The sequence below is a fragment of the Microbulbifer maximicatervae (SeqCode) genome (assembly GCF_052467825.1).
Map to the genome: position 1 here is coordinate 425,379 of NZ_CP174327.1, position 24,674 is coordinate 450,052.

Sequence of the window (24,674 nt, forward strand, 5' to 3'; positions counted from 1 at the left end):
ACAAATACAAGTCACTCTAGTGACTCACACCTGGGATAAACTGATCCAGATCAGGTTAAAGCCAATCCTAAGCCGCTCTACAGAGGTATAAATTGGTGAACTTTAGGGGTATAAAACATCACGCCCGCCACCAGCGCTTCCGAAAAAACTGGAGCACCATGGAGTTCAAATATGGAACTTAAAATTCATTTCATTAACGCTTTTACCGACAAAGTCTTTCACGGAAATTCAGCCGGAGTTGTTGTTACTGAGGATTGGCTGGATGAAAATTTAATGCAATCCATCGCTGCAGAAAATAATCTTTCCGAAACCGCGTTCCTGGTAAAACGTCCGGATACCAGTTATGGAATTCGCTGGTTTTCACCGTTAACGGAAATTGATTTTTGTGGTCATGCCACCCTGGCGTCAGCCCATGTTCTTTTTTCTCAAAACCCTCAATGCGAGCAACTCCAGCTCCATGCGGCCGCTGTGGGCAAAATGACAATAAGCCGAGGGGAAAATGGAATTATTTCCATGGACTTCCCACGAAGGGAGCCACAACCCATAGATCGCATACCGCCAGAATTACTGGAGGGGCTTTCAATAACACCAAGTCAAGTGTTACTTAACAACCAAGCTTACTTTGCCATCTACAATAGTGAGCGAGAAGTATTGGATGTACAGCAGGATGCGAGCAGCCTGCGAAAGCTCGCCCCCTACGATGTGGTCGTCACGGCAAAATCCGATAAGTACGATTTTATCTCCCGATATTTCTGGCCATCCAATGGTGGTGCCGAAGATCCGGTGACCGGTTCTATTCACACAGGGCTCGCCCCTTACTGGTCACAAATTCTGGATAAGAAAGAGCTGATCGCCTATCAAGCCTCCAAGCGCGGCGGCCTGCTGAATTGCACCATCGCCGGGGACAGGGTCATTATCTCAGGCAAAGCAGTACCCTATTTGAGCGGGACCATACGGGTTTGATACCCCAAAAACCCACCGAGACATCCAAAATAAATCACAATTCCCCCCAATTACGATAAGTACAACTAAATAGAGGAGCATTGAGCAATGGAACAAAAAGGATCGTGCCTATGCGGCACTATTAACTTCGAAATTGAAGGTGACTTTGGGGGCTTCTTTCTCTGCCACTGTAGTTACTGCCGCAAAGATACCGGTTCAGCTCATGCAGCAAACCTATTCTTCGCATCAGCGAAACTTGAATGGCTATCCGGTGCAGAACAGGTCAAAACCTTTAAGTTAGCAGGGACGAGGCACAGCAAAAGCTTTTGCAATCAATGCGGTTCCGCAGTGCCACGAGAAGATCCTGAAATTGGCCTCTTAGCGGTTCCCGCTGGCAGCCTGGATCGCCCAATAGATGTAAGGCCTAATGCCCATATCTTTATGGCCAGTAAAGCCGAGTGGGACCGGGAACTGGAAACAGTACCTAAAGTAGACAAACTACCCCAGGTAGCTAGTGCGGACTCTGAATAGACCAGTTAATGATGGCTTTACTCGACCACAGTTGCTGCGATGATAAGGTTTCTCGCAGTAACTGAAGATCACATAGAGAGAATTAGCCAGGATGACCGTCAACGCGCGGCTGGAAAAGCACCGGGGTGTAATATAGTAAGAAAAGCGTGTAACCGACTACCCAGGCAATAATTGCTGCGAGCAAACCACTCGGGGCAGGTGCCCAAAAAACACGTGCGAGAGCAGATAACGCCAGAGCCATAAAAGCCAGGGGCATCAAGCGCGGCGCCTTCAATATCCGACCTGTGTGGCCGAGACTGACGCGGCTGGTCATAGACAAGATCAATCCGCCAATACCGCCAACGGCAAATGCGTGTAAAGCGGGACTCTGCCAGGAAGGGGCAATTTGGCTCCAGGCCAGAGCCGCGAGAAAACACCCCAAAATAACTAACCAGTAGCTCACATGCAGAGACCAAACCATCGGTTCTGCCCATATTTTTGTCGGGTGCCAGCGAACTACCCGGATCACCTGCAAAATACCCAGAGAGACCGCAAAAAAAGCCCAAACCATTTGCGGCAAACCAACAGCCACCGACAGTAACAAACCCACCGCGGCAATATGGGTACCCCACTCTACAGCCGGTATCTTATCTCTTGGGCTCAAGTGAAAGCGGCGCGCCGTAAAGAAGGGTATAACCCGCCCGCCGATTATCAGAATAATCGCCGTCACCAACAGCAAAGCCAGCAAGGCGATTCGGCTCTGTGCCCCTGGCAGCAACCAGTGGCTAGCGGACAATGCAGCAAACATCAGCATCGCAGGCAATACAAACATATTTCGCCACTGCTTGGTTCGCAACACCCTGGCTCCGAGCAAAAACGCTGAGAACAGGAAAAAGGAGACTTCAGCAATCACCGGCATCCAAATAGGGACCGCCGCCAACAGGTAACCCAAACGGGCCAAGAGCCACAGGCCGACCAAAGCAATAAGTTGGGTTCCCTTTGGCGAGGGGATACCAGTCCAGGTTTGCATGGCCGTGCCGAGGAAACCCACAACAACGGTAGCCGCGAACCCAAACAGCATCTCATGGGAGTGCCAGACTACCCCCATTCGAAAAGCCGGCATCTGCCAACCGAATAACTGCCCCTGCCAGATAACCAGGGCAACCATACTCCACAGAGCAGCTCCCCAGAAAAAAGGGCGAAACGGCATACGCCAAATAGGTGCAATAGACTCCGCGCGCGCGCGGTCAACGATAGGTATCAAAATCCATTCTCCTTACCAACTACGGGAACACCAGGCTCCCTACACAAATAATTCGCAGTACAAGACCACCCCGACAGGCCTGCTTTGCTTGGAGAATCAAAGGCGTCCTAAAAAAAGCAGGACACAGGGGTTTATCTGTCCGGCGGCGCCGCAACCTAGGCAAAAGCGCCGACTTTTCAGTCATCCGCATCAGTGCGGGATATCGCCCGAGATTCCATTTCCAGGGATTGGGAAAGAGCCCTATTCTCACTCAATTAACAAAAATAGTTAACAAAAAAATGAGTAGTCTGTGAATTATTCTAACTGGGGTGAAGAATCTTTTTCTGTGTAGATAACCTGAAAAAAAACCACACGTTTTATAGGGTTATTTCTATTTTCAGGAAAAACTGGGCAAAGGTGAAGTGGACTTGAAGTATCTCACAAGTTTACTCAAATTGGGAAGCACTTCCATTTACAGAAACATACACGGAGCCACCAATAAACAAACACTCAACCAGGAATAAAGCTTGAACCTACTTCCCTAGTAATTCAGTACTTATCTCTCATATACAAACCATTATATTTTCACCATAATTTTATATGGCAATCATTACACGGTGCCCAGTGCCGGCAAGATACAGCCTAAGTTAAAGATTTACGCCAGTCTGTGCAGTGGAGGAATTATGCTCATACCAGGCTATCTTATCGCGGCATCAACCTTACTATTCTGCTGCCAGGCCCTCGCAACCAACACTTATATCCTGTCACAACAGGGTATTGGCAATCGGGCTATAGGGGACCAAAGCGACCCAACCATCATTAACAATCTCATCATGCAAACACAAGATGGTGAATTTAATAATGTGGTGGCTCAGCAATCCAACGGCAATACTGAAGGATCTATTATCCAGTTGCAGAGAGGCGTATCAAACGAGCTAATGTCAGTCCAATCCAGCAGCCTGGGTAGCACGACATCAGTCTCCCAGCTTAATGTTCTCAACAAGGCCGAAACCTCACAGACAAGTACACTGTTTAGCACTATAAGCATCAGTCAGGAACAATCCCTAAATCAAATTACGAGCATACAAAACCTTTCCACTGGTACAACTGCTAACATCTCGCAGATAGGAACCCTAAATTTTTCGGAATCTATCCAAGATGATGTTGCTCTTAGTGATGTCTCTATTAGCCAGTTAGGTAATTTTAATAGAGCTGAGATTATCGATAAAGAAAGTGGCATAGCAAATTCTGCCAGTATTATCCAAAGTGGAAGCCAGAATATTGATACTAGAATTACCCTGATACAGTCTCTGGGAACCAATAATCAAATTCAACAATTTGGCAATAACAACACTGCCCGGATAACAAATACTAACGGCGCCTTTAATACCAACTCAATAGTACAACTTACAGATTCCAGTGCTACTAGCATCCAAACAAGCAACTCTATTCTGGGATTTAACAGTTCCATCCAGCAAGGACAGAGTAATCGCGCTTCTATCATTGTTAATCTTGCTCTAAATAATCAGGCCTTTACATCTCAAAGCGGAACAAACAACGGGTCCACAATCAACCAGATAAACATCAATAATTTTTCCGAGATAACACAAACAGGAACAAGCAATAGCGCCACGTCAATACAACTCGCTATTGAAGGGGCTAGTAGTGTTGTCACACAAAGTGGATCGGATAATAGCGCTGATATTAGTCAAAGTGGATCAGTCTCTGAGGCAGCTATAGACCAGGAATTTGATCAAAACACATTAATAGCCATTCAAGATGGCTTTAGTGCAAGACTACAGTTGCTGCAACAAGGTCTAGAGAATCAAGTAAGTTCAACGCAGTCTGGTTATATTGATGATGCGGACATCATTCAATTGGGTGAGCTAAACACTATCAATCTCACTCAAACCGGCAGCTTTAATAGTGCAGAGCTACTACAACTAGGTACAGACAACTTTCTCCAGGTAATTCAATTGAGTTTTGGTGCTACTATCTCCATTTCACAGATTGGCAGTAACAATTCTGCGATATACATACAGTAGAGAAAGAGGCTAAGAAAAACCATATTATTTATTGCTCAGATTTTTTCTTTCTGGGAAACATCCCCTTTCACAAACAGCAAACTTACAATCAGTGCTGCAGCAGCCAAACACGCATTAATAGTAAATGCCCGATCAATACCTTCAGACAATTCGGGAGCCATGGCTACAACTGTTGTATTCATCGCCAATCCAATAGCACCGCCAATAATTTGGAACATATAAATTAAAGCCGCCGCCAAGCTTGCCCTGGCAGGCCCCAATACCGTAACCGCAGTAGTCGTTATCGTAGGAAAATATAAGCCTAATCCTATACCGAGAGTGAGCATTCCCGGTACCAGGTGCAGATAGTGATCGCGAACCACTAGGCCAGAAAGTAAAAACATTCCCAAACCTAAAAAGAGTGCCGCTCCCGCTAAAATTAGGCGAGCCCCCAAAAATTCATATAACCACCCTGCTATATATGAGACTACCGCATAGGTAATCATCACCGGCAATAAACCCGCACCAGACCAAACTGCAGAATAACTCAACTCCTTAATTAAAAATTGAGGAATATAAAGCAACATAGATACAAAAGTGACCGATAGAAGCAAAGTCACCACACAGATAGAAAAAAAGCGCCAATTAGTAGCTACATCTGGGGGAATAAGCGGGTCAGAGCGAGTATGAGGCTCAACCCAGGCAAATACCAAAAAGAAAATCACCGATGTTACTAAAAGTCCAATCACTAAAGGACTTCTAAATCCTACATCGATAACAAAATCCAGAGATAACATTAAAGCCAAAAGGCTAATTGATAATGAGGCCATCCCCCAATAGTCAACCTTTTCCTTGCTCTCTGCGGGCTTATCATCCTCAATTACCTTCCAGCCCACCAACATTGCCGCCAGCGCAATGGGGAAATTAATAAAAAAAATCCAGCGCCAACTGACAAACTCTGTAAAGAAACCTCCCAATAATGGCCCTATAGAATTGGCAAAACCACATACCGTCATTATCAAGCCGCCAGCCTGCCCCGCCCTATCATCAGGCATTATTTGGTAAGTCATGCCGAGTACAGCGGGCCACATAAGGGCGCCACCAACCCCCATTAATGCCCGACTTCCCAGTAACATCCACTCATTGACGGCCAGCCCGCCCATAACAGAAAAGAAGACAAAGATTGAGGTTCCAACAAAAAATAGCCGGCGCCGACTAAACATATCCGCCAAGCGCCCGCCAGTAACTATAAAAATCCCGAACACCAATGCATAACCGTTAATCACCCACTGAAGAGTGGAGATATCTGCGTTAAAGTGTTTTTCCATTGCAGGGATAGCGACGGAGAAGGCCGTAAAATCATTGGCCACCAAAAAGACTGCCAACGACAATGCTGTTAAGCCAATAATCTGTGATCGCGATAGCGGGGTCTTTGAGGCTGCCATAAATGCCAAACTTTACACTTTGCAAATTATGCAATGGATATAAAAGCTTGGACCAACAGGAGCCCGGTTGCAGTACTAATCAGCGTATAACTCTAAAGGGAGACGTACTAGCTAGGGGGTCATATAAACTTTATTACTAGAATCTCAGTGCTTTTTTCCTATACCCTGGCCAGCACTTATCCACAATACTCTGTTTAGGTCCCAGCTCAGGCATAGACAAGCATTAATGCCAACAACAATGGCATGATGTCAGTGCAAGTCCGTAGTCTCACTTCCCTTCATCCCATGTTAAGCAGATCGATCAACCCAAAAAGCAGTACCCGGTAGCCGAAGTATTAAAAGCTATCAGCCGATGATCAACCAGGATTGATCGATAAGCTTGAGCGGGACCTTCTACTTCCACTCTCATTAACTACAAGTCAAGTGTTACAGGATTTTCCCATGAAGGCGCTACAGTAGTTGATAGCAAGTCTAATATCACTCAAACTAGAAACTTTACTGCCATAGAATCACTACAGACTGGATCAGATCATAGCACCAGTATACTCCTGCAAGTTAACTCGGGCCCTATAATAGCTGAACGAGCCGACTCCAATTAAAACCCTTTGGTACTATAAGATGCAAAATTAACTAGGTTGATATATTCCAAACTGGCATCTCAGAAGTTTCTACAATTAATCAGACGAGAACTTTTAGTGGAATAGATCTGATTTAAAGTGGCCAAGCGGATAGCACCATTTTGACCCAAAATGGAAATAAAAAGTCTTTAGCGACTATCCAGGTAAGGTTTAACGATAGCATCACCACCACCCAGTTTGGCAACAATAATACTATGATTTCTATGCAGTAAAGCTATGTATCAATCTCATGAAATCTACCATCCTGCCCTACTCCCACTTCCGAAAACCCTAATAATAATAAAATTATCCGACTTTAGTCCCAGTATCTCAGTGCTTTTATCTCATTTCCCTAAGGATTCTCCTTGCCAATACTTTTTCAAGGCTCCAATGCCTGAAACGCTTTGGGTTTCAACTTTTGGAGGATCTTATAAAACGGATTACAGAGGAGAAAAATCTATGACAAATGGTGAGCACTTATGCTCACCAGAAATTTAGAATCATTGAGTCTTTTTTTGAAAGCCGCCAATGATCATAGCCCCGGCATATCCAAGTACTAATGCCAATGACAATGGCTTGGAGCCAGTGCAAGTAAGCAGTCTCACTACTTCTCTCACCATTTAGGGCCGATCAAATCACCCCCCAATCCCCAGCGGACGGTAGAGGCGGAATGTAGTCTCCGTTCGTCTACACCGGGACTGGATATGGATTTCACCTGTGTTGTACAGGAAGTACTGTGGACGCCATCAAAGCGCCATAGCGAGTTGAAGTAAAGGAGTTACTTGTGAAGATCTTACCTATAGCCGTTACCGCTCTATCCCTTGCCATCAGTGGTCTAATTCATGCAGATGACAATGAATATATCCTCTATCAGGAGGGCACTGGCAATACCGCCATGGGGGATCAAAGTGATCCCACGATTAGCAATAACCTGATTGAGCAAACCCAGATCGGCGATAATAATATTGCTGAAGCGTCACAATCTAATGGCAATACCAATGGAGTGATCATTCAGTATCAGGAGGGCGATACCAATGATGCTTTTGCCTTTCAGGATGGAACAACTGACTCCAGCGGAATCATGACCATTGTTGGGGATAATAACCAAGGTGCAACCCAGCAAACCTCCACTAGTAATACCACGATGGAATATACCATCACTGGCTCCAGTAATACAGGTGGGTCATTTCAAACTTCAACTTCAAACAGCATAATGGAATTCACGATAACAGGAGATAACAATATTGGTAGCTCCTTCCAGCAAAACTCTGACTCTGTATCTTTGGTAGTTGATATCAATGGTAACGATAATATTGCATCAACTTTTCAGGAAGATAGTTCCAATACCAGTATTGTAATACAACAAACAGGGGACTCTAACATTGTTAGCGGTTTTGATGATGATGGCAGTGCTGATAACAGCGTTGTGAACATCCAGCAAGGAAACTCAAATATTATCAACTTTATTCACGATGTGAGCTTTAACCAAAATGATACAATTGAACAATATGGAGACGACAACTTTTCTGGATCATCTTCAAACAACACCAGCGGTAGCACAAGCTATTTGTTACAGGTAGGCGATCAAAATGACTCCTTTATCCTATATAATGACTCAGCAAATATAACTGCCTCAATCATTCAAGAAGGCTCAAGTAATAATGCTAATACATTATTAAATCAAGCCTTTGATAGCGATTCCTCAGTGACCCAAACAGGAGATAGCAATGACTCATTTCTTGTTCAGAGTGGATCTTCTCACCATGCAGAAATCATACAAATCGATGATTTGAATACTATAGACGCTGAACAAAGCAGTTTTGATGCAAACCTTTACGCTCTGCAAGATGGTGAAGACAACTTAATTAACTCCCTGCAAGATGGAGATTCAGAATCAGCTACTCTGAACCAGGCAGGAAGCTTAAATGAAATAGATTTAACTCAGAGTGGACAGCAGGATACCGCTACTTTATCTCAGGATGGCAATAACAATTTCTTGATGGTCACGCAAACAGGCTTCAACGACAGTATTAATGTTACACAGCTTGGTGACAATAACAGCGCAACTTATATGCAGTAATCTAAATTAGAGGGCCTACATAAGTTATGTAGGCCCTTGTAAGATTGCCCAATTATTAACAACAATCTAAGTCATAACATATAGATTCCTGCTTGTCACAACTTAGCCTTCAGCCTTTATTACTAGTATGTCAGTGCTTTTGTCCTATACACACAATGATGAATACTGCCAATACTAAGTAAGGACATTAACAAACACGATCATTGAGAAATGAGTGTTTGCTGATGTTTTACAAATCACCTTACGAAGGAGGTAAATTCTCACCTATTAGGTGAATAAATAAGCAGCTAGAGAATCATTGAGTTCTTTTAGAGAAAGCCGCCAATGATCAAAGCCCCGGCATATCCAAGTACTAATGCCAATGACAATGGCTTGGAGCCAGTGCAAGTAAGCAGTCTCACTACTTCTCTCACCATTTAGGGCCGATCAAATCATCCCCAATGCCCGGCGGACGGTAGAGGCGGAATGTAGTCGCCGTTCGTTTACACCGGGATTGGATACAGATTTCACCTGTGTTGTACAGGAAGTACTGTGGATGTCATCAAAACGCCACAACGAGTTGAAGTAAAGGAGTTACTTGTGAAGATTTTACCTATAGCCGTTACCGCTCTATCCCTTGCCATCAGTGGTCTGGTTCATGCAGATGACAATGAATATATCCTCTACCAGGATGGTACCGGCAATACCGCCAGCGGGGATCAAAGCGACCCCACTATATTTAACAACCTAATCGAACAGACTCAAATCGGGGATAATAATTCTGTAGATGCAATACAATCCAACGGCAACACCAATGGTGTAATTACTCAGTATCAGGAGGGTGACTCTAACGGTTCTATCGCACTTCAGGATGGGACCACTGACACTACCTTAGTAATTACTCTGATTGGCGATATGAATGACGTTTCCCCCCTCCAACAGGATACAAGTAATACGACTCAGGAATATACCGTTACAGGCGATGACAACCTCGGAGGCTCGGGGCAAATATCAACTTCTAATAGCGTAATGATATTCACCGTTAATGGGAATAATAATATATTCGGATCAGGTCAAACAAACTCCGATTCAGTATCATTCAATGCCGAAATAAATGGTGATAACAACCTCGCATCCACAAACCAGACTGACAGCTTCAACACAACCATAGTCATTCAGCAAACTGGAGACTTTAATACATTTTCCGGCAACGATATTGATAGCTCGAATAACAGCATATCCGCTATACAGTCTGGCAATTCAAATAACGTAGGATTTAACCATACTCCCAGCTTTGACCAAATGGATCTCATGGAGCAGTATGGGGACGGTAACTCTGCCGGCGCCACTACTAATACTGGCAGCGATATTACTAATTATATATTGCAGTCTGGTGATCAAAATGATGCATTTATACTAATCTCGGACTCTGCCAATCTGAACTCAACCATTATTCAACAGGGTGACAACAATAATGCTTTCACTAATGCAGATCTCGCATTTGACAGTATTTCAAGTGTTTCCCAGACAGGTGAGAGTAACGAATCTTTCTTATTTCAGTCCGGCTCATCACATAGTGCCGATATAATTCAGAACGATGCTATGAATATGATCGACGCCGAGCAAACAGGATTCGAGGCTGACCTCTACGCCTATCAGGATGGTGAACAAAACCTGATCACCTCTTTACAAGATGGCGATAGCGAAATAGCATCGCTCAACCAAATGGGTACCCTCAATGAAATAGACCTTATCCAAAGCGGACAGCAGGATATTGCCACCCTATCTCAGGACGGTAACAACAATTTCCTGAGTGTTACCCAAACCGGATTTAGCGATAGCATCAATGTTACCCAGCTGGGTGACAATAATAGCGCTACTTTTACACAGTAAATAATTGATAGGAGTCCGTATACCCATATATGGACTCCTCCTAACCATACATCTTCTATCCACTATCAAATATCAATATAACTCTGCAATGAAAATACTGATTAAATCAGACTTTTTTACTAGCATTTCAGTGCTTTTATCTCATACCAATTATCTTATTTATTAATAATACTAAAAGCGATACCGTAAGTAGGGGGCATTTATCACTTCACTACATTTTGGCCGACCAACAAACCAAATAGGAGCAAATTAAATGAATAGTAAAATCAACCAATACAGGTGAAAAATTTGGAATAAATATTTCATATCAATCGAAGCAAAAATGAATATAGCCTCGGCATCTCCAAGCATTAATGCCAAAAAATGGCTTGGGATCAGTGCAAGCAAGCATTCTCACTACTTCTCTTACCATTTATGGCCTTTAAACTTCTTACCTGGCGCTCATTAAAACCTAACTGAGCTACAGAAGTTTCATTCGTTAATTACCGATATAGAACCAAGAGATTTATCACTCTTAACACCATCCATAGCTCATTAAATGAAAGGAATCATTTATGAAAACATCAATCTTTGCAATCACTGCCTTAGCGTTAGCCATTTCCGGTATTGCATACGGTGACAATACTTATATTGTCAATCAAGAGGGAACCGGAAATATGGCCATGGGGGACCAAACTGGTGCCACTGATAGTTTAATCACGCAGACTCAGATTGGCGACAATAACGATGCTGAAGCAACACAATTCAATGCCAACAGCAATGGAACTATTATTCAAATACAACAGGGAAACAACAATTTTGCGAATAGTGAACAAGACGGAAGCAGTAATTCTTCAGCAGTAATTACTTTAATAGGAGACAATAACGGAACGGGAACGGACCAAATATCAACCAGCAATAGTGTAATGCAAGAGACATTTATCGGTACCGATAATTTTGGCGGCTCAAGGCAGGAAGGCACTACTAGTACAACTATGATAAATACCCTTATGGGTACAAATAATGGTAGTGGCTCTATTCAGGAAAATACAACGAGTACCTTAATGAGTTTTACCATTATGGGAACTGACAATATAGGTGGTTCCTTACAGGAAAATACTTCCAATACTTCAATGATTTACACTATTAGCGGTACAAGTAGTGTTGGCAGTTCACTGCAAAGAAACTCTACCAATAGCTCGATGCAATTTACCATGATTGGCACCGATAATATTGGTTCATCGGGACAGACCAATATGGATGAAGCATTTCTGAACGTAGTTTCTATTGGCGACAGAAACGTCGGCACATCGGGTCAAACGGATAGCTTCAATAGCAGTATCAGTGTTTTTCAAATGGGTGACGATAATAACGGCGGAGGGGTAGATGATGATGGCAGCTCAAACACTTCTGTCCAATTAACACAGATCGGCAATTTCAATTCAGGGTTTACCGTACGAGGACAAAGTTCTGATCAATTTACCATAGTTGAGCAATATGGAAATGACAATTCCTTTAGCTCCTCAGATGACAATGCTAATAACAGTGTCGGCTCCAACCTACAACAAGGTGATAGCAATGACATTTTTGTTAGCCTGCAATCGGTATCTGATAATAACTACTCCATCAGCCAAATTGGTAATGGCAATGATGTGGAATTGACACAGACTGGCTCCAACCACTCGGCTGAGATAATTCAAATGAGTGAATTAAACACAATAAATGCGGAGCAAACCAACTTCAATGCCGACCTTTACGCCTCACAAGATGGCGAGGACAACTTGATTAATTCCCTCCAAGACGGAGACAGTATTTCAGCCACCCTTAACCAGAGCGGCAATCTCAACGAAATAGACCTGACTCAGAGTGGAACTTCAGATATTGCTACATTGTCTCAGGATGGCAATAGCAATTTCCTAATGGTAACACAGACCGGCTTTAGCGACACGATCAGTGTCACCCAATTAGGTGACAACAACAGCGCTACTTATATGCAGTAAAAAAGCCAAGGGCCTTGCAAACCTCTTTGCAGGCCCTATCAGACCTTATTAGACTTTCAAATACTGACAAGACAGTTTTGAAATTAGCGGCTTAAGTTTTTCTTACTACTTTCTCAGTGCTTTTATCCTATATACATCTCACCGCTCATTGACAATAATTTTTTGGAACAATTTAAAGGTAGATATCAGCAACAAACATTTCAATTGTCGCTATTGCTTTATGAGTGCAGTACATCATTGGCTTTAATTTAGTACAAAGCAGTACAGTGTACGTTTGGAGATTCTAAGCTTTATCCCAAATAAACGAAGAGTCCCCCTGGCATAGTCAAGTTTTAATGCCAAAAATATGGTTTAAAGCCAATACAAAAAGGCAGCACCAACGATGATTTTAAGTTTAGCTTTAACAATGAGCTATAAATCCAAGTCACCCACTAAACCAAACCTCAGTCACAACGTAGTTTGAAAGGAACTCAACAATGAAATTCAAAGCCACAATTGCCGGATTATCCACCCTTGCTGTGATACAGCTAGCACAAGCGAGCAACACCTACATAGTCAATCAAAATGGTAACAATAACACTGCCATGGGGGATCAAAGTGATCCCACCGTTGCCAACAACCTAATTGTGCAAACCCAAAATGGTGATAATAATACAGCTGAGGCAGAACAAATCATAAATAGCAATAATGCAGTGATCAGTCAGACTCAAATTGGAGATGGAAACTTAGCCACAGCAAGCCAAGAAAATAGCACCGACACAATCGATACCGTCGTACAGATGGGGAACAATAACGAAGTCGATTCCTTTATGCAAAATGATACCGCGAGCACCAATTTCGTTTTTCAAATTGGTGAATTGAATTTCACCTCTACCGTTAATTTCAACTCTACATCTAATAGCACTAATGTTTTACAAACCGGAACCGACAATGAAGTTTTCACAGCTCATAGCTTTAACTCAAGTAACAATTCCATATTTGTAAACCAAAGCGGATCTCAAAATACGAGTTCTCCAGGCGCAGGTTTCGATGCTGATAACAACAGTATTGTCATCTTACAGGATGGATCGCTGAACAATGGGGGAGTTGGGCAAGTTAGTGGCTCTCAATTTATGACGAGCACAGTCATTCAAAGTGGCGATGATAATCTAGGGGGAGCCAGTAATTTAAATAGTAGCTTCGGCAGTACCTTTTCTAATCAAGTGGGAAGTTTAAATTTAGGAAGTTCAAGCCAAATTGATAGCACACAGAGCCATACATTTATCCAGCAAACCGGTACTGACAATTTAGGTAGCATATCGATAAACTCCAGCGATAATGTTAGCGCCTCCATCACACAAATAGGCGACCAAAATATAATTGGTGGTTCAGGCCACTCCTCCAGTAGCAATGGTACTGTAGAGGTCACTCAAATAGGTATTGCTAATGATGCAATTGCTTTCCAAATTATGAGCGACTCGGGATTGTTAGCTATTTCTCAAAATGGAGAACAAAATATGGCCCTGGCGGGGCAAACAGGGATTTCTAACATCCTTCTTGGCGTGCAAACAGGAATACAGAACGTACTTTCTATTATTCAGGATGGCGACTCAATTTCTGCCGATACCAATCAGAGTGGCACACTTAATGAAATTGACCTTGATCAGACCGGCATGAGTAGTGTTGCCACACTTACACAAAGTGGTAACAATAATTTTCTACAGGCTATGCAGGCAAATCCATCTGCCTCATCCACTGTGACGCAGTTTGGCGAAAACAATAGTGGTAATATCATGCAGTAACTCACCCACTATTAACTCAAAGTACACAAAGTAGCGGAATACATGACCATTCATAAAGGACATGCATTAGGAGAAATGCTCATATCATTTACTCCACTTAAGACGTGAATTTCTTTATATGTAGTCGATGATACCAAATGCTTCTGTTTGGTGTCATTTTTTCTGTTAAAAAAAGGGTGCAAGTTTATCCCCGGATAATCTTTCTGGATAAATCAAGGCAACAGGGTTAGCCTAAAGCTTTCATAAGCTAGGACTGCAACCTCTATCTAGATTTAAAATTATTCACAACCAGATAAATTTTGACCCATTCTAGAAGAGGAAAATTATAGTGCAAAAAATATCAGTTGGCCTAACTCACTGGAGGTAAACTTTATTACTAGCAGTTACACACTTATCTCTCATTGAAAAGACTCATGTTCCATCAATACTTTTACCAAGCTTTCAACTTACTCAGGGAAACCAAAGGCAGTAATCATATATAGGTAGGGTAGAAGATTAAATAGCTCTACCCGGCATTAATAGATTTCAGGAGGTTTAAAGGAGAATTAGACAGTAAGCATGCATTTATTAATCGCAAAATTTTTAGTCCATACTTGATGAAATCTTAAGCATGTTCAGCTTTGATCAATAACAGGCATAGCTAAGTATTAATGCCGATTAGTCAGTTTCGGAAAATTTCTTTTGGCAGCTCTGAAACTTCCCCAAGCAAATATTGATCTCTATAGCGCCAACCTGCTATCAGCTCCAGATAGAAATGGACATTAATGATATTCATTTAAGCTTGTACCTACTCAATTTAAATATGTAACAAGCCTTTTTAAAATTTTGTTTTAGGAAAATGACTACACTAGAGAAGTCGAGGTTTTATCAATGAGAATGTCTTCGTATATTCCAGCAATCCCATGCATTTTAGCAATTAGTATCAGCGCTGCGGCACAGGCTAGTAATATATATATTGTAAATCAAACAGGCAATAACAACATGGCTATGGGAGACCAAAGCGATCCCACCGTTACCAATAATTTGATTGTACAAACCCAGAATGGGGATAATAATACAGCAGAGGCGGAACAGATCATTAATAGCAGTGATGGCGTGATTATTCAGACCCAGATTGGAGATGGAAACTTAGCCAACGCGAGCCAGGAGGATAGTACAGGCACAACGCTGACAACCTTACAGGTAGGTAATACTAACGAAGTTACATCCAGTATGCTTGGTGACTCCAATAACACCAACTTTGTCTCCCAAACCGGTGAAATCAATTTTGCTGAAACCGTAAACTTTAACTCCAGCTTAAACAGTACAAATATTGTTCAGGTTGGTACTGACAACCAATCAGCAGCTTCTCATTTCAATAATTCAAATAACAACTCCATATTTATTAGCCAGGATGGATCTGAAAATATTGGTTCTGCATCTGCAAGCCTTAATACAGACAACACCACCTCCGTAGTTTTACAAACTGGATCACTTAACAACGGTGGAATTTCACAGTTCGACAATTCTGACTTTATGACAAGCACTGTTATTCAAAATGGCACTGATAACTTGGGGGGGAGCAGTAATTCAAACAGTAGTTTTGGTAGTACTTTTACTAATCAGGTCGGGAACTCAAACCTTGGGGGCTCAAGCCAACTTGACAGTACACAAAGCCACTCGTTTTCCCAGCAAATAGGGAATGATAATTTAGTAGGTGGTGTGCAGGCACTTTCAAGTTCCAATGTAATCGGCTCTGCAACCCAAATCGGCGATCAAAATATCATTGGAGGTATGGGCCATTTTTCCAGTAGCAACGGTATTGTAGAAGTCACTCAGATAGGCATTGCCAATGATGCAATTGCTTTCCAAATTATGAGTGATTCATCAATATTAACCCTTTCACAAAATGGCGAACAAAATATGGCCTTGGCTAGCCAAACTGGATCATCAAATAGCCTTCTAAGTACGCAAACAGGTACACAAAATGTCCTCTCTATTTTTCAGGATGGTGATTTGATTTCTGCTGATACAGACCAAAATGGTACGCTCAACGAAATCGATCTTAACCAGACAGGTATGAGTAGCTGGGCCACACTCTCACAAAGTGGAAATAATAATTTTCTACAGGCCATGCAGGCGAACCCATCTGCCTCAACTACCGTGACACAGTTTGGAGACAACAATAGCGGAAACATAATGCAATAATATGCCTGGCTTCAAGCTCACTTTAATTTCATAGAAAAATATTTAGTGATCATAAATTGGGGATTCACTGAACTGATACAATTATTGAATATATATTATTCTGTTTTGTTATCATATCTATCGTCTCAGTGCATCCCCAAAACTACTATTTCTTATAGAACCAACCATCAGCACATTGAATATCGTGGTAATACCACAAAAAGAGGCAATTTAAAATTACACCCACACTTACTCACACTCTTCGGTTTGTTTGCGCCCCCCCAAATTACCGAAACACTACAGCATCGCTGCACTCACATAGTACTCTCCAAAAAAGTCCCCTCTTGAAAATTTCAAATACCTGGCTACATATACGCCATCAGACATCCATCGTATTTTAAGTGGTGAACTTAGGAATATATATTTAACATTTAGATCATGCTTACTAACCGCATACCTGCTGTTCAACTCAACATCCTATTAATGCCTAACTTTTAAAATACTCATCTAATCTTCCACATCAAAATCTCATACATGGAAACATATCAACATTTAGATGCAAATATTATTTAATTCATACAATAACATTTAAAGTGAAAAATACACGCCTGAGAGCCCTTTACAAGATACTCACCTTAGAGATATTTTTATTTTAATTAAACCTCTACCACATTTCACTATAATAGATATAAATATATTTATATTATGCTATATAAAGGAAGCTCATATATTTCATATACGAGCCCCTAATAGATTGCTGATTGATAAGTTTTATAAAAAAATTAAGTTAATCGATCTATAAAATTCCACAAAACGTTACCACCAAATTTAACAGCCCATGGAAAAGAAATTGTCTATTAAGAATTGTCAATCCAGGCAATCTGGATCTTTAGTGAGATATTCATTGTTTACCCAAATATTAGTACCACTGCAATCAGGGTCAACTGTATCCCTCAGATCAAAAGGATCATTACCAAGAGAAGAGTTCGCAGAAATAATATTGAAGTTGGAATTAGTAAAAATAAGAACTATACCACCATCTTGGCTATCACCGTTGCCATTATCGGTAGTTGTGTTCTGTGATATCACATTATTTGACGATCCTTCTATCAGAATACCAGCCCCTCCATTTCCACTTGAAGTGTTGTTAAAAACTCGTGAAAAACTATCATCCACCTGGATTCCGTCGGCAACACTACCTGTTACGGTACAGCCAGAAAAAGTATTGTAGTCATCATCCATATCGACACCGACTCTACCACTATCAGTAATAACGCAGTCATTTATAGTATTGTAAATACTATCTATATCTATCCCATCATTAACACTATTAACAACTTCGGTACCAAGTACTTTGTGATACCCCTCTCCCTCTAAGAAAATTCCATCAAAACAGCCATCTATAACGCCCCCAGTGAGGGTGGCGCCATTGCCTTCGATTCGAATTCCTGCACCACCTAGGTCTCCTCCTGTAGTACAGGTCAGGGAATAGTCGCCCATATTTAAGCTGCCACTTGGGCCGACAATAGTAAGTGCATCAGGTTCATCTGTAGTTAGATCACAAGATAAGTCCTCAGTGAGCACTTCTGCAGTTGTAATTACATCGCCACAAGCCACTTCAGCCAAGGCAATTGATGAATATGAAGACGCCGAAAAAGCCATTATCGCTAATAGTGCCACCTTATCTACAGACTGCTTAATTTTCACATCCAACTCCTATCAGTTCAGAATAAAGAATACATCTCAGCACAGAGATACTGAGTCCCCTAAGTTTGGATGCAATAATAGCTTCCACCATAAGAAAAATTGCCTAAAATAATTGACGTTCGAACGAATAAAAAACTACGTCATTCTTTTGAAGAAGCTAGCGCAGCCATATCGATAGCAACGATTAAAAATAAAATCTTAAGCTGGCGCAATTACTTTTTAATGATTACTAGCATTTAATCCAGAACACCATACTCTGATCCAATTTTGGAAAGTACGATTTTATTCGCCAGCTAGTGCATGCAGCTTATTATGAAAAACTTAGGTTATTTATATAAAATTTACTCATGATAGAAGTACTAACTTCGGGAAACTGTTACTTAATGTTCGGTCATAGAAAGGAATTATCATGTACACCAAGGCTGGTATTTACCTCGCTCTATCTTCATTTATTGCCACAAATTCTTTGGCTGAAGCAAATAGTACATCACTGTATCAGTAGGGTAGCGCTAACAGTGCCACTACTGACCAAAGCGATATTACTAGTATTGGCTACCAGATTGGCGATAGCAACCAGGGAAGTTCACTACAAGACTCCATTACTAACAGCCATTTTAACTATATCCAGTTAGACCATCAAAATAACGCCCAAGGTGTTCAAACCTACTCTAAAAATGCTTCTATTTCTATCTATCAAAAAAACACAGAAAATTCTGCCACTAGTTCACAAGATAATATTATTAATGGAGAAATGCAATTTCATCAGATAGGATTTAGTAACAAACCAACAATACTAGATTCAAACAATGGCTCTAATAATAGTACACTTTCCGCTCAAATCGGTGATACCAATCAAAACTAGGTATTTATTAGCACGACAAACTCGGCAATAGACTATATCAAGAAAGTTGGTGCGGACAACCAGGTTTTTCTAATTCACAGTGTTAGTGATAATGACAAAGTAGAGATTATACAAGCTGGGGCCAGGCACACTATCGATATTAGTCTTATCTCTACAGCTAATAATGAGGTCATTATTAATCAACTCGGCAGTAGTAATATTAAAACAGTGAATTTGGGCGGCACAAGTAGCGAACTGCAACTACTGCAGGAGGGATATATTAATAGTTTAAACGTCACTTAGAGTGGAGAAGAGACTCACCTCTACACTCACCAAATAGGCAGCGATCATAGGCTCAGTCTAACCCAGAGTGGGAGACAAAATACTGTCGAACTCTCCCCAATTGGTAGCAATAACTTTATACAAATGATGCAAACTGGGGGTTAATAGCAGTGCTGACATACTACGAATAGGTGGTGACAACAGCGCAAACTACCAGCAGCAATAACCTAGCCCTTTCAAGGTTGTCTCGAAAGCTGTGCTGATCGGTGAGCTGATGTGATCATCAGGGCGCAACCTCCCTATATTCTTGTCAATCTATAAAATATAGATCAGCCCAGTACGTAGTCAGTCAAAACACAAACTCGACTTTATTCCTAACTTTGCCAAACTAAATTCTCATAGCTACATACCAATTCATCGACAAAAATTAAAGTAGCCTTTGATTGATCTGACGCTATAAATCAAATGGCTAACAACCCAACCTATGGCTTTAAACCATATCATCGTGTAGTAGAGTGATATTTTTTATGTACTAGCCTCCACTTAAGATTCCCAATCATTATTGACCGCACATAATTTTTCGTAGAAACACGAAAAACACTCTGCCTTTATATGGATGTTAAAGGCAGAGTATATGCTTACCACCCAAAGTCCAAATTGGTAAAGGAGTTATCCAATGAAGACCTATTCCCTTATAGCCACGGCCTTATCCTTTATGATCAGTGGGATTTCCTATGCGGAAAATACTGTCATCCAGAACCAGATGGGTACAGATAATAACGCGACAGCTGATCAAAGTGATCCCACCGTATTTGATAACCTTATTGTGCAAACACAAATTGGTGATAACAACGACGCTGATGCCAGTCAAACTAATGGCAATGTCAGCGGCGCCATTTATCAAACACAGCAGGGGGATAATAATAGTGTCACCTCGACACAAGATGCCACAACCAGCACTACGGCATCAGCACTCCAGGTCGGGGATAACAATATCGTTTTAACCAGTCAGGAAACCGCTTCAAACGGTAGCAGTGAAATCCTCCAGAATGGTGACACTAACTTTGCCAGCTCTGAACAAACCTCCTCAGATTCTGATTCTATTTCAATCAGCCAGTATGGCGATCAAAACCTGGCTACTAGTACTCAGGATACGAGTTCCAGCAATATTGTAGTCATTACCCAATCCGGTGACTTAAATATTTCAACTACATTGCAAAACACAGCAAGCTCTGGTAACAGCGCTACCACAATTCAATTCGGGCAACAAAATGCTGCTGGGATATCTCACCTTAACTCCTTTACCAATTCAGACTTGATAAGTCAGGTTGGTGATTTCAACAATGCCTCAATTAACAGAAACACCTCAAGTTCCGATAGTGCTATCGTAGTACAGTCCGGAGACTCCAATTTTGCCAGTGCTACTAGTTTTGATACTGCAGACAATACATTATCCATCTACCAATATGGGGATAATCAATCAGCGGTTGCCACACAAAGTAGTGCTTTTGAAAGTAACATTTATATTAGCCAAAGTGATGACAATAATATGGCTTTGGCAACACAATCAGGAGCCAGTGACAACATTGAAATTTATCAGTCAGGCTCATCCAATATGGCTACAGCCTTACAGGCGTCGACTGACAATAGCTCCAATATTATTTCCCAGGACGGTACACAAAACGATGCTACTGTCACACAAAGCGGTTCATCGGATACATCCTCTGTTGAACAAATTGGAAATATGAATATGGTTTCAGCTAGCCAATCAGCATTCAGTGGCTCACTGGATATCACCCAGGAAGGTGATGAGAACGAAATTACCTCAACACAGGATGGAGATATGGAGACAGCAACCATGCTGCAGGCAGGTAACTTGAATTTGATTGAGTTGGCCCAGAGCGGCATGCAAAACACTGCAACATTATCTCAAGACGGTAGCAGTAACTACATATCGGTTACGCAAACTGGCTTTAATGATGCTATCAGTGTTACCCAACTTGGAGACGGCAATAGCGCTACATTTATACAGTAGACTGATAGAGACTTTCGTTAAGGTGCCCTTTGGGCATCTTAACCTACTCAATATGCAAAAGTTAATGAGCACATCGCCTAAACATCACCATATGCTGTCATAGAGATTTTGTAGTCAAGGAGTATCTTATGAAAATCTCTTCCTTCCTTACCGATTCCCTGGCGCTGACCATCAGCAGTGCTGCTATCGCCGAGAATAATTTTGTTACTTCACAGCAAGGTAGGGCCTTTCTGAGCACCGCTGTAACACAAAATGGCAGTACCATGAGGCAGACAATACCCATACGGATCTGAGAAATTTGATGATATTAATCCAGATTGGCTGCTGTCATTCTGAAGAAATTTCACAAAGTGTATGTAAACCAAACTTCATTTACGTTACAAATTGGTAATGCCAACTTTGCCAGTGTGCAGCAATAGTTATATCCAAAACTCACAGGATTAGGCTCTGTATGCAGTATCGTTCATCGGCAGAGCCTCAAGTGGATATCAGTGGTCAATTCGATTTACAAGGAGGAAGCAGTAACTGAACGGACAATGATTTAGGGATTTTTAGTTTAAAGGAGTAACTTATGAAAATCTCACCACTTATCTTTAGCTCACTTGCGTTGGCAATCAGCAGTGTGGTTTTTGCCGAAAACAATTTTGTAATCCAAAACCAAACTGGCATAGGCAATACCGCGACAGCCAATAATGCAGACTCTGATGTTAACAACAGCTTAATAGTACAAACTCAAATTGGAGTCAACAACAGCGAGGATGCTCTCCAAATTGATGGAACCAGTGAAAGCACCATCGTGCAAAGCCAGATCGGTGTCGCCAATGACAGTGAGACTGCCCAGGAAAATACCAGTAATGGGCATATCAACACTTCTCAGACAGGGGATAGTAACAGCGCTAATGCTGGCCAGGGAAGCTCATCAGACGGATCGATTATCGTCAATCAAATCGGCGTATCGAATACCGCTACCTCCCAACAGGTTGTGACCTCTTCAATCTCATCACTCACCACTCAATTGGGAGAACAAAACTCTGCGGAAATTTACCAGGAGAATATAAGTTCTGCTAGTGGCACACTTCAACAATTTGGAATATCAAATACGGGGAATATTCTGCAACTGCTAAGGTCTGGTAGCACTGGAACTCTGCTTCAGGTCGGATCATTAAATACAGGCCGTATTGACCAAATCGACAGCGACACCGCTCAAGGGTCTATTACCCAAATTGGAGGTAATAACTATGCGAAGATTTCTCAGCTGGATGCCAATTCTGATAGTGCAGAAGTATTACAAACTGGCACTCAGAACTCCGCTGAAACTACCCAGACTATTAGTAACTCTAATAGTGTATTTATTGCCCAGCTAGGAACCTTAAATACAGCGACTACTAACCAGAATCTATCTGAAGATGGCTCCCTAATCATTACCCAAGGCGGTTCAGGAAATAGTGTTGAGGCCGACCAAAATACACTGATTAGTAGTGGTGAGATTGCTCAGCTCGGAAGCCAAAATGCAGTGGATACTGATCAGTTAGGGCTTGATGTACACTTGCTGGTTGCACAGATCGGAACAGCTAATACCGTCAGCCTACAGCAGGATGGCACTATTCTCAGTGCAGATGTTGCCCAAATTGGCAATTCCAATGAAGCAGTGATCTCACAAAGTGGCCTGAATAATTCCCTCACACTCCTACAAATTGGCGAAGGGCATTACAAGGAGATATCACAATCTGGTGAAGGTCATTCCTCTTTCACGATCCAAATCGGCAGCGCCAACTTTGCCCAGGTCACACAGTAGGAGTAAACCGGCACCCCTATTTTTAAGTAGATGTTAAATATGTTGTAACACCATGCCGCCAATATCCTTTGCGATATCCGGCGGCATTATAGTTTATTAGCCCTATCGTATATTTTCGCCTTATACACAAGGCGCGAGCACAATACCACAGAGTAAAAAGAGTAATCTGCACGTATAAAAACAGCCTGTACAGGATGTACTTACCGCTAATTATTCCTACCTGTTTGGCTGGAATCTATGCAAATATCAATAACATGCACCCATTTCCCACGCCTGATCTCCGTCACCTATTACCTCACCCTCCAATCAATCATATCTATATTTTTCTCAGAAGATCCGCTCAAAGGATCTCTTTTAAGCGCCACTTTAAAGCAACTGACAGAGAAGAAACCCTATGCAGGCAGGAAAATATTTCCCGTTAATTTTTGCATCCGTGCTTTTACCAGCCCTATCTTTTGCTGACGTTCAGTGCGGCGATACCATTACCACCGCTGAAATAATGACTGAAGACATATTATTCTGCACTGCTATGCCGCCAATCACCATATCCGGTCCTAGCGGCAATCTGGATATGAACGGGTTTACCGTGCACTGTGCCGAACTTCCCGTGCTAAATACTGGCATTATTTTGTCTGGTCAGGGGGCTTTTCTCTCAAACGGAACTGTTGAAAATTGTTATACCGGCGTCAGCGCAGAGGACTCGGGATTTCATGGAATTTACAATGTCCTGGTGCAAGGTAATGAAATAGGTATTTCCCTAACCAGCGATCACAATTTTGTTAGCGGTTCAACAATTTCTTCAAATACCGAAATGGGTATCTCTTCCGATGGGGATTTTAACAGCATACTTTCAAACGAAATCCTGAGTAACGAGAAGGACTCCATCGTTATTCAAGGGGACTATGTACTCGTATCACAAAATACCATAGAACCTGAAAATGGAGGTGTCTTTACAGGGTTGAATGGTATCGTTATCGGCAGCTCGTCCGGAGGGATTATTACGCAAAATACCGTTTTAGATATTGAGTTTAGCGGCATATTGATGCAGGAATTTGCGCAAACCAATTACCTTATTACTGGCAATAGAGTTATTGGGGGCGACATCAGTCTCGGCTTCGACCTTAATGATGCCAATGCGGATGCATGTGCGTCTTCCAATATATGGGTCTCCAACACTTTTACAACTGCTAACCCCAACTGCCTGGATTAAAATTTTGTCTAACAGGAATGTATATGCCAGTAGATAGGTTTAGAGAAAGATAACACCGAAGGAAAGGCAATAAAAAAGTGACCTGGCTGCGGGGGAGAGCCAGGTCACTGAAAGGGTTTGGGTGGGGACTATTCGGCCCCCTGGT

The 24,674-nt window shown here is 41.9% G+C and carries 16 protein-coding genes; 13 read left to right on the plus strand and 3 right to left on the minus strand.

Annotation, left to right across the window (positions count from 1 at the left end; all coding sequences use genetic code 11):
• Nucleotides 1–171: 171 nt before the first annotated feature.
• Nucleotides 172–963, plus strand: coding sequence for a PhzF family protein (locus ACJJII_RS01950; protein ID WP_444918106.1), 792 nt, complete (start codon nt 172–174; stop codon nt 961–963).
• 87 nt (nt 964–1,050) lie between these two features.
• Nucleotides 1,051–1,473, plus strand: coding sequence for a GFA family protein (locus tag ACJJII_RS01955; RefSeq protein ID WP_444896197.1), 423 nt, complete (start codon nt 1,051–1,053; stop codon nt 1,471–1,473).
• Nucleotides 1,474–1,555: 82 nt separating this feature from the next.
• On the opposite strand, the gene ACJJII_RS01960 is transcribed toward ACJJII_RS01955, so the two are convergent.
• On the minus strand, nt 1,556–2,716 hold the full coding sequence (locus tag ACJJII_RS01960; RefSeq protein ID WP_444907373.1) for an NnrS family protein: 1,161 nt from the start codon (nt 2,714–2,716) through the stop codon (nt 1,556–1,558).
• An 812-nt stretch (nt 2,717–3,528) separates the two neighbouring features.
• Between ACJJII_RS01960 and ACJJII_RS01965 the strand changes: the two genes are divergently transcribed.
• Nucleotides 3,529–4,740 (plus strand): hypothetical protein, encoded by a 1,212-nt coding sequence (locus ACJJII_RS01965; RefSeq protein ID WP_444918107.1) that lies wholly within the window; start codon nt 3,529–3,531, stop codon nt 4,738–4,740.
• A 35-nt stretch (nt 4,741–4,775) separates the two neighbouring features.
• Here ACJJII_RS01965 and ACJJII_RS01970 read toward each other — a convergent pair whose 3' ends face one another.
• Nucleotides 4,776–6,164, minus strand: coding sequence for an MFS transporter (locus ACJJII_RS01970; protein ID WP_444918108.1), 1,389 nt, complete (start codon nt 6,162–6,164; stop codon nt 4,776–4,778).
• Between the two features lie 1,401 nt (nt 6,165–7,565).
• Between ACJJII_RS01970 and ACJJII_RS01975 the strand changes: the two genes are divergently transcribed.
• The 5 genes from ACJJII_RS01975 (at nt 7,566) to ACJJII_RS01995 (ending at nt 16,680) form a co-directional block, all read left to right on the plus strand.
• Nucleotides 7,566–8,861 carry a hypothetical protein gene (locus ACJJII_RS01975; RefSeq protein ID WP_444918109.1) on the plus strand — a complete coding sequence of 432 codons (1,296 nt, stop codon included), beginning with the start codon at nt 7,566–7,568 and terminating at the stop codon, nt 8,859–8,861.
• A 579-nt stretch (nt 8,862–9,440) separates the two neighbouring features.
• Nucleotides 9,441–10,733 (plus strand): hypothetical protein, encoded by a 1,293-nt coding sequence (locus tag ACJJII_RS01980; protein WP_444918110.1) that lies wholly within the window; start codon nt 9,441–9,443, stop codon nt 10,731–10,733.
• Nucleotides 10,734–11,287: 554 nt separating this feature from the next.
• Nucleotides 11,288–12,712, plus strand: coding sequence for a hypothetical protein (locus ACJJII_RS01985; RefSeq protein WP_444918111.1), 1,425 nt, complete (start codon nt 11,288–11,290; stop codon nt 12,710–12,712).
• 476 nt (nt 12,713–13,188) lie between these two features.
• Complete coding sequence (locus ACJJII_RS01990; RefSeq protein ID WP_444918112.1) at nt 13,189–14,493, plus strand: hypothetical protein; 1,305 nt, start codon at nt 13,189–13,191, stop codon at nt 14,491–14,493.
• A gap of 870 nt (nt 14,494–15,363) precedes the next feature.
• Nucleotides 15,364–16,680, plus strand: a complete 1,317-nt coding sequence (locus ACJJII_RS01995; protein WP_444918113.1) for an autotransporter outer membrane beta-barrel domain-containing protein — start codon at nt 15,364–15,366, stop codon at nt 16,678–16,680.
• 846 nt (nt 16,681–17,526) lie between these two features.
• On the opposite strand, the gene ACJJII_RS02000 is transcribed toward ACJJII_RS01995, so the two are convergent.
• Nucleotides 17,527–18,366, minus strand: coding sequence for a right-handed parallel beta-helix repeat-containing protein (locus ACJJII_RS02000; RefSeq protein WP_282931394.1), 840 nt, complete (start codon nt 18,364–18,366; stop codon nt 17,527–17,529).
• 1,177 nt (nt 18,367–19,543) lie between these two features.
• Between ACJJII_RS02000 and ACJJII_RS02005 the strand changes: the two genes are divergently transcribed.
• The 5 genes from ACJJII_RS02005 (at nt 19,544) to ACJJII_RS02025 (ending at nt 24,529) form a co-directional block, all read left to right on the plus strand.
• Nucleotides 19,544–19,654, plus strand: coding sequence for a hypothetical protein (locus ACJJII_RS02005; RefSeq protein WP_353057086.1), 111 nt, complete (start codon nt 19,544–19,546; stop codon nt 19,652–19,654).
• A gap of 511 nt (nt 19,655–20,165) precedes the next feature.
• Nucleotides 20,166–21,524, plus strand: a complete 1,359-nt coding sequence (locus ACJJII_RS02010; RefSeq protein ID WP_282931393.1) for a hypothetical protein — start codon at nt 20,166–20,168, stop codon at nt 21,522–21,524.
• Nucleotides 21,525–21,652: 128 nt separating this feature from the next.
• Nucleotides 21,653–21,817 (plus strand): hypothetical protein, encoded by a 165-nt coding sequence (locus ACJJII_RS02015; protein WP_282931392.1) that lies wholly within the window; start codon nt 21,653–21,655, stop codon nt 21,815–21,817.
• A 278-nt stretch (nt 21,818–22,095) separates the two neighbouring features.
• Nucleotides 22,096–23,319 carry a hypothetical protein gene (locus tag ACJJII_RS02020; RefSeq protein WP_444918114.1) on the plus strand — a complete coding sequence of 408 codons (1,224 nt, stop codon included), beginning with the start codon at nt 22,096–22,098 and terminating at the stop codon, nt 23,317–23,319.
• Nucleotides 23,320–23,713: 394 nt separating this feature from the next.
• Nucleotides 23,714–24,529: a NosD domain-containing protein gene (locus tag ACJJII_RS02025; RefSeq protein ID WP_444918115.1), complete on the plus strand. Its 816-nt coding sequence runs from the start codon at nt 23,714–23,716 to the stop codon at nt 24,527–24,529.
• Nucleotides 24,530–24,674 lie beyond the last annotated feature (145 nt).

What these genes read in the sequence shown, in the direction of transcription:
- ACJJII_RS01950 (WP_444918106.1), top strand. Translation starts at nt 172, where the DNA reads ATGGAACTTAAAATTCATTTCATTAACGCTTTTACCGACAAAGTCTTT.
- ACJJII_RS01955 (WP_444896197.1), top strand. Translation starts at nt 1,051, where the DNA reads ATGGAACAAAAAGGATCGTGCCTATGCGGCACTATTAACTTCGAAATT.
- ACJJII_RS01965 (WP_444918107.1), top strand. Translation starts at nt 3,529, where the DNA reads ATGCAAACACAAGATGGTGAATTTAATAATGTGGTGGCTCAGCAATCC.
- ACJJII_RS01970 (WP_444918108.1), bottom strand. Translation starts at nt 6,164, where the DNA reads ATGGCAGCCTCAAAGACCCCGCTATCGCGATCACAGATTATTGGCTTA.
- ACJJII_RS01985 (WP_444918111.1), top strand. Translation starts at nt 11,288, where the DNA reads ATGAAAACATCAATCTTTGCAATCACTGCCTTAGCGTTAGCCATTTCC.
- ACJJII_RS01990 (WP_444918112.1), top strand. Translation starts at nt 13,189, where the DNA reads ATGAAATTCAAAGCCACAATTGCCGGATTATCCACCCTTGCTGTGATA.
- ACJJII_RS01995 (WP_444918113.1), top strand. Translation starts at nt 15,364, where the DNA reads ATGAGAATGTCTTCGTATATTCCAGCAATCCCATGCATTTTAGCAATT.
- ACJJII_RS02010 (WP_282931393.1), top strand. Translation starts at nt 20,166, where the DNA reads ATGAAGACCTATTCCCTTATAGCCACGGCCTTATCCTTTATGATCAGT.
- ACJJII_RS02015 (WP_282931392.1), top strand. Translation starts at nt 21,653, where the DNA reads ATGAAAATCTCTTCCTTCCTTACCGATTCCCTGGCGCTGACCATCAGC.
- ACJJII_RS02020 (WP_444918114.1), top strand. Translation starts at nt 22,096, where the DNA reads ATGAAAATCTCACCACTTATCTTTAGCTCACTTGCGTTGGCAATCAGC.
- ACJJII_RS02025 (WP_444918115.1), top strand. Translation starts at nt 23,714, where the DNA reads ATGCAGGCAGGAAAATATTTCCCGTTAATTTTTGCATCCGTGCTTTTA.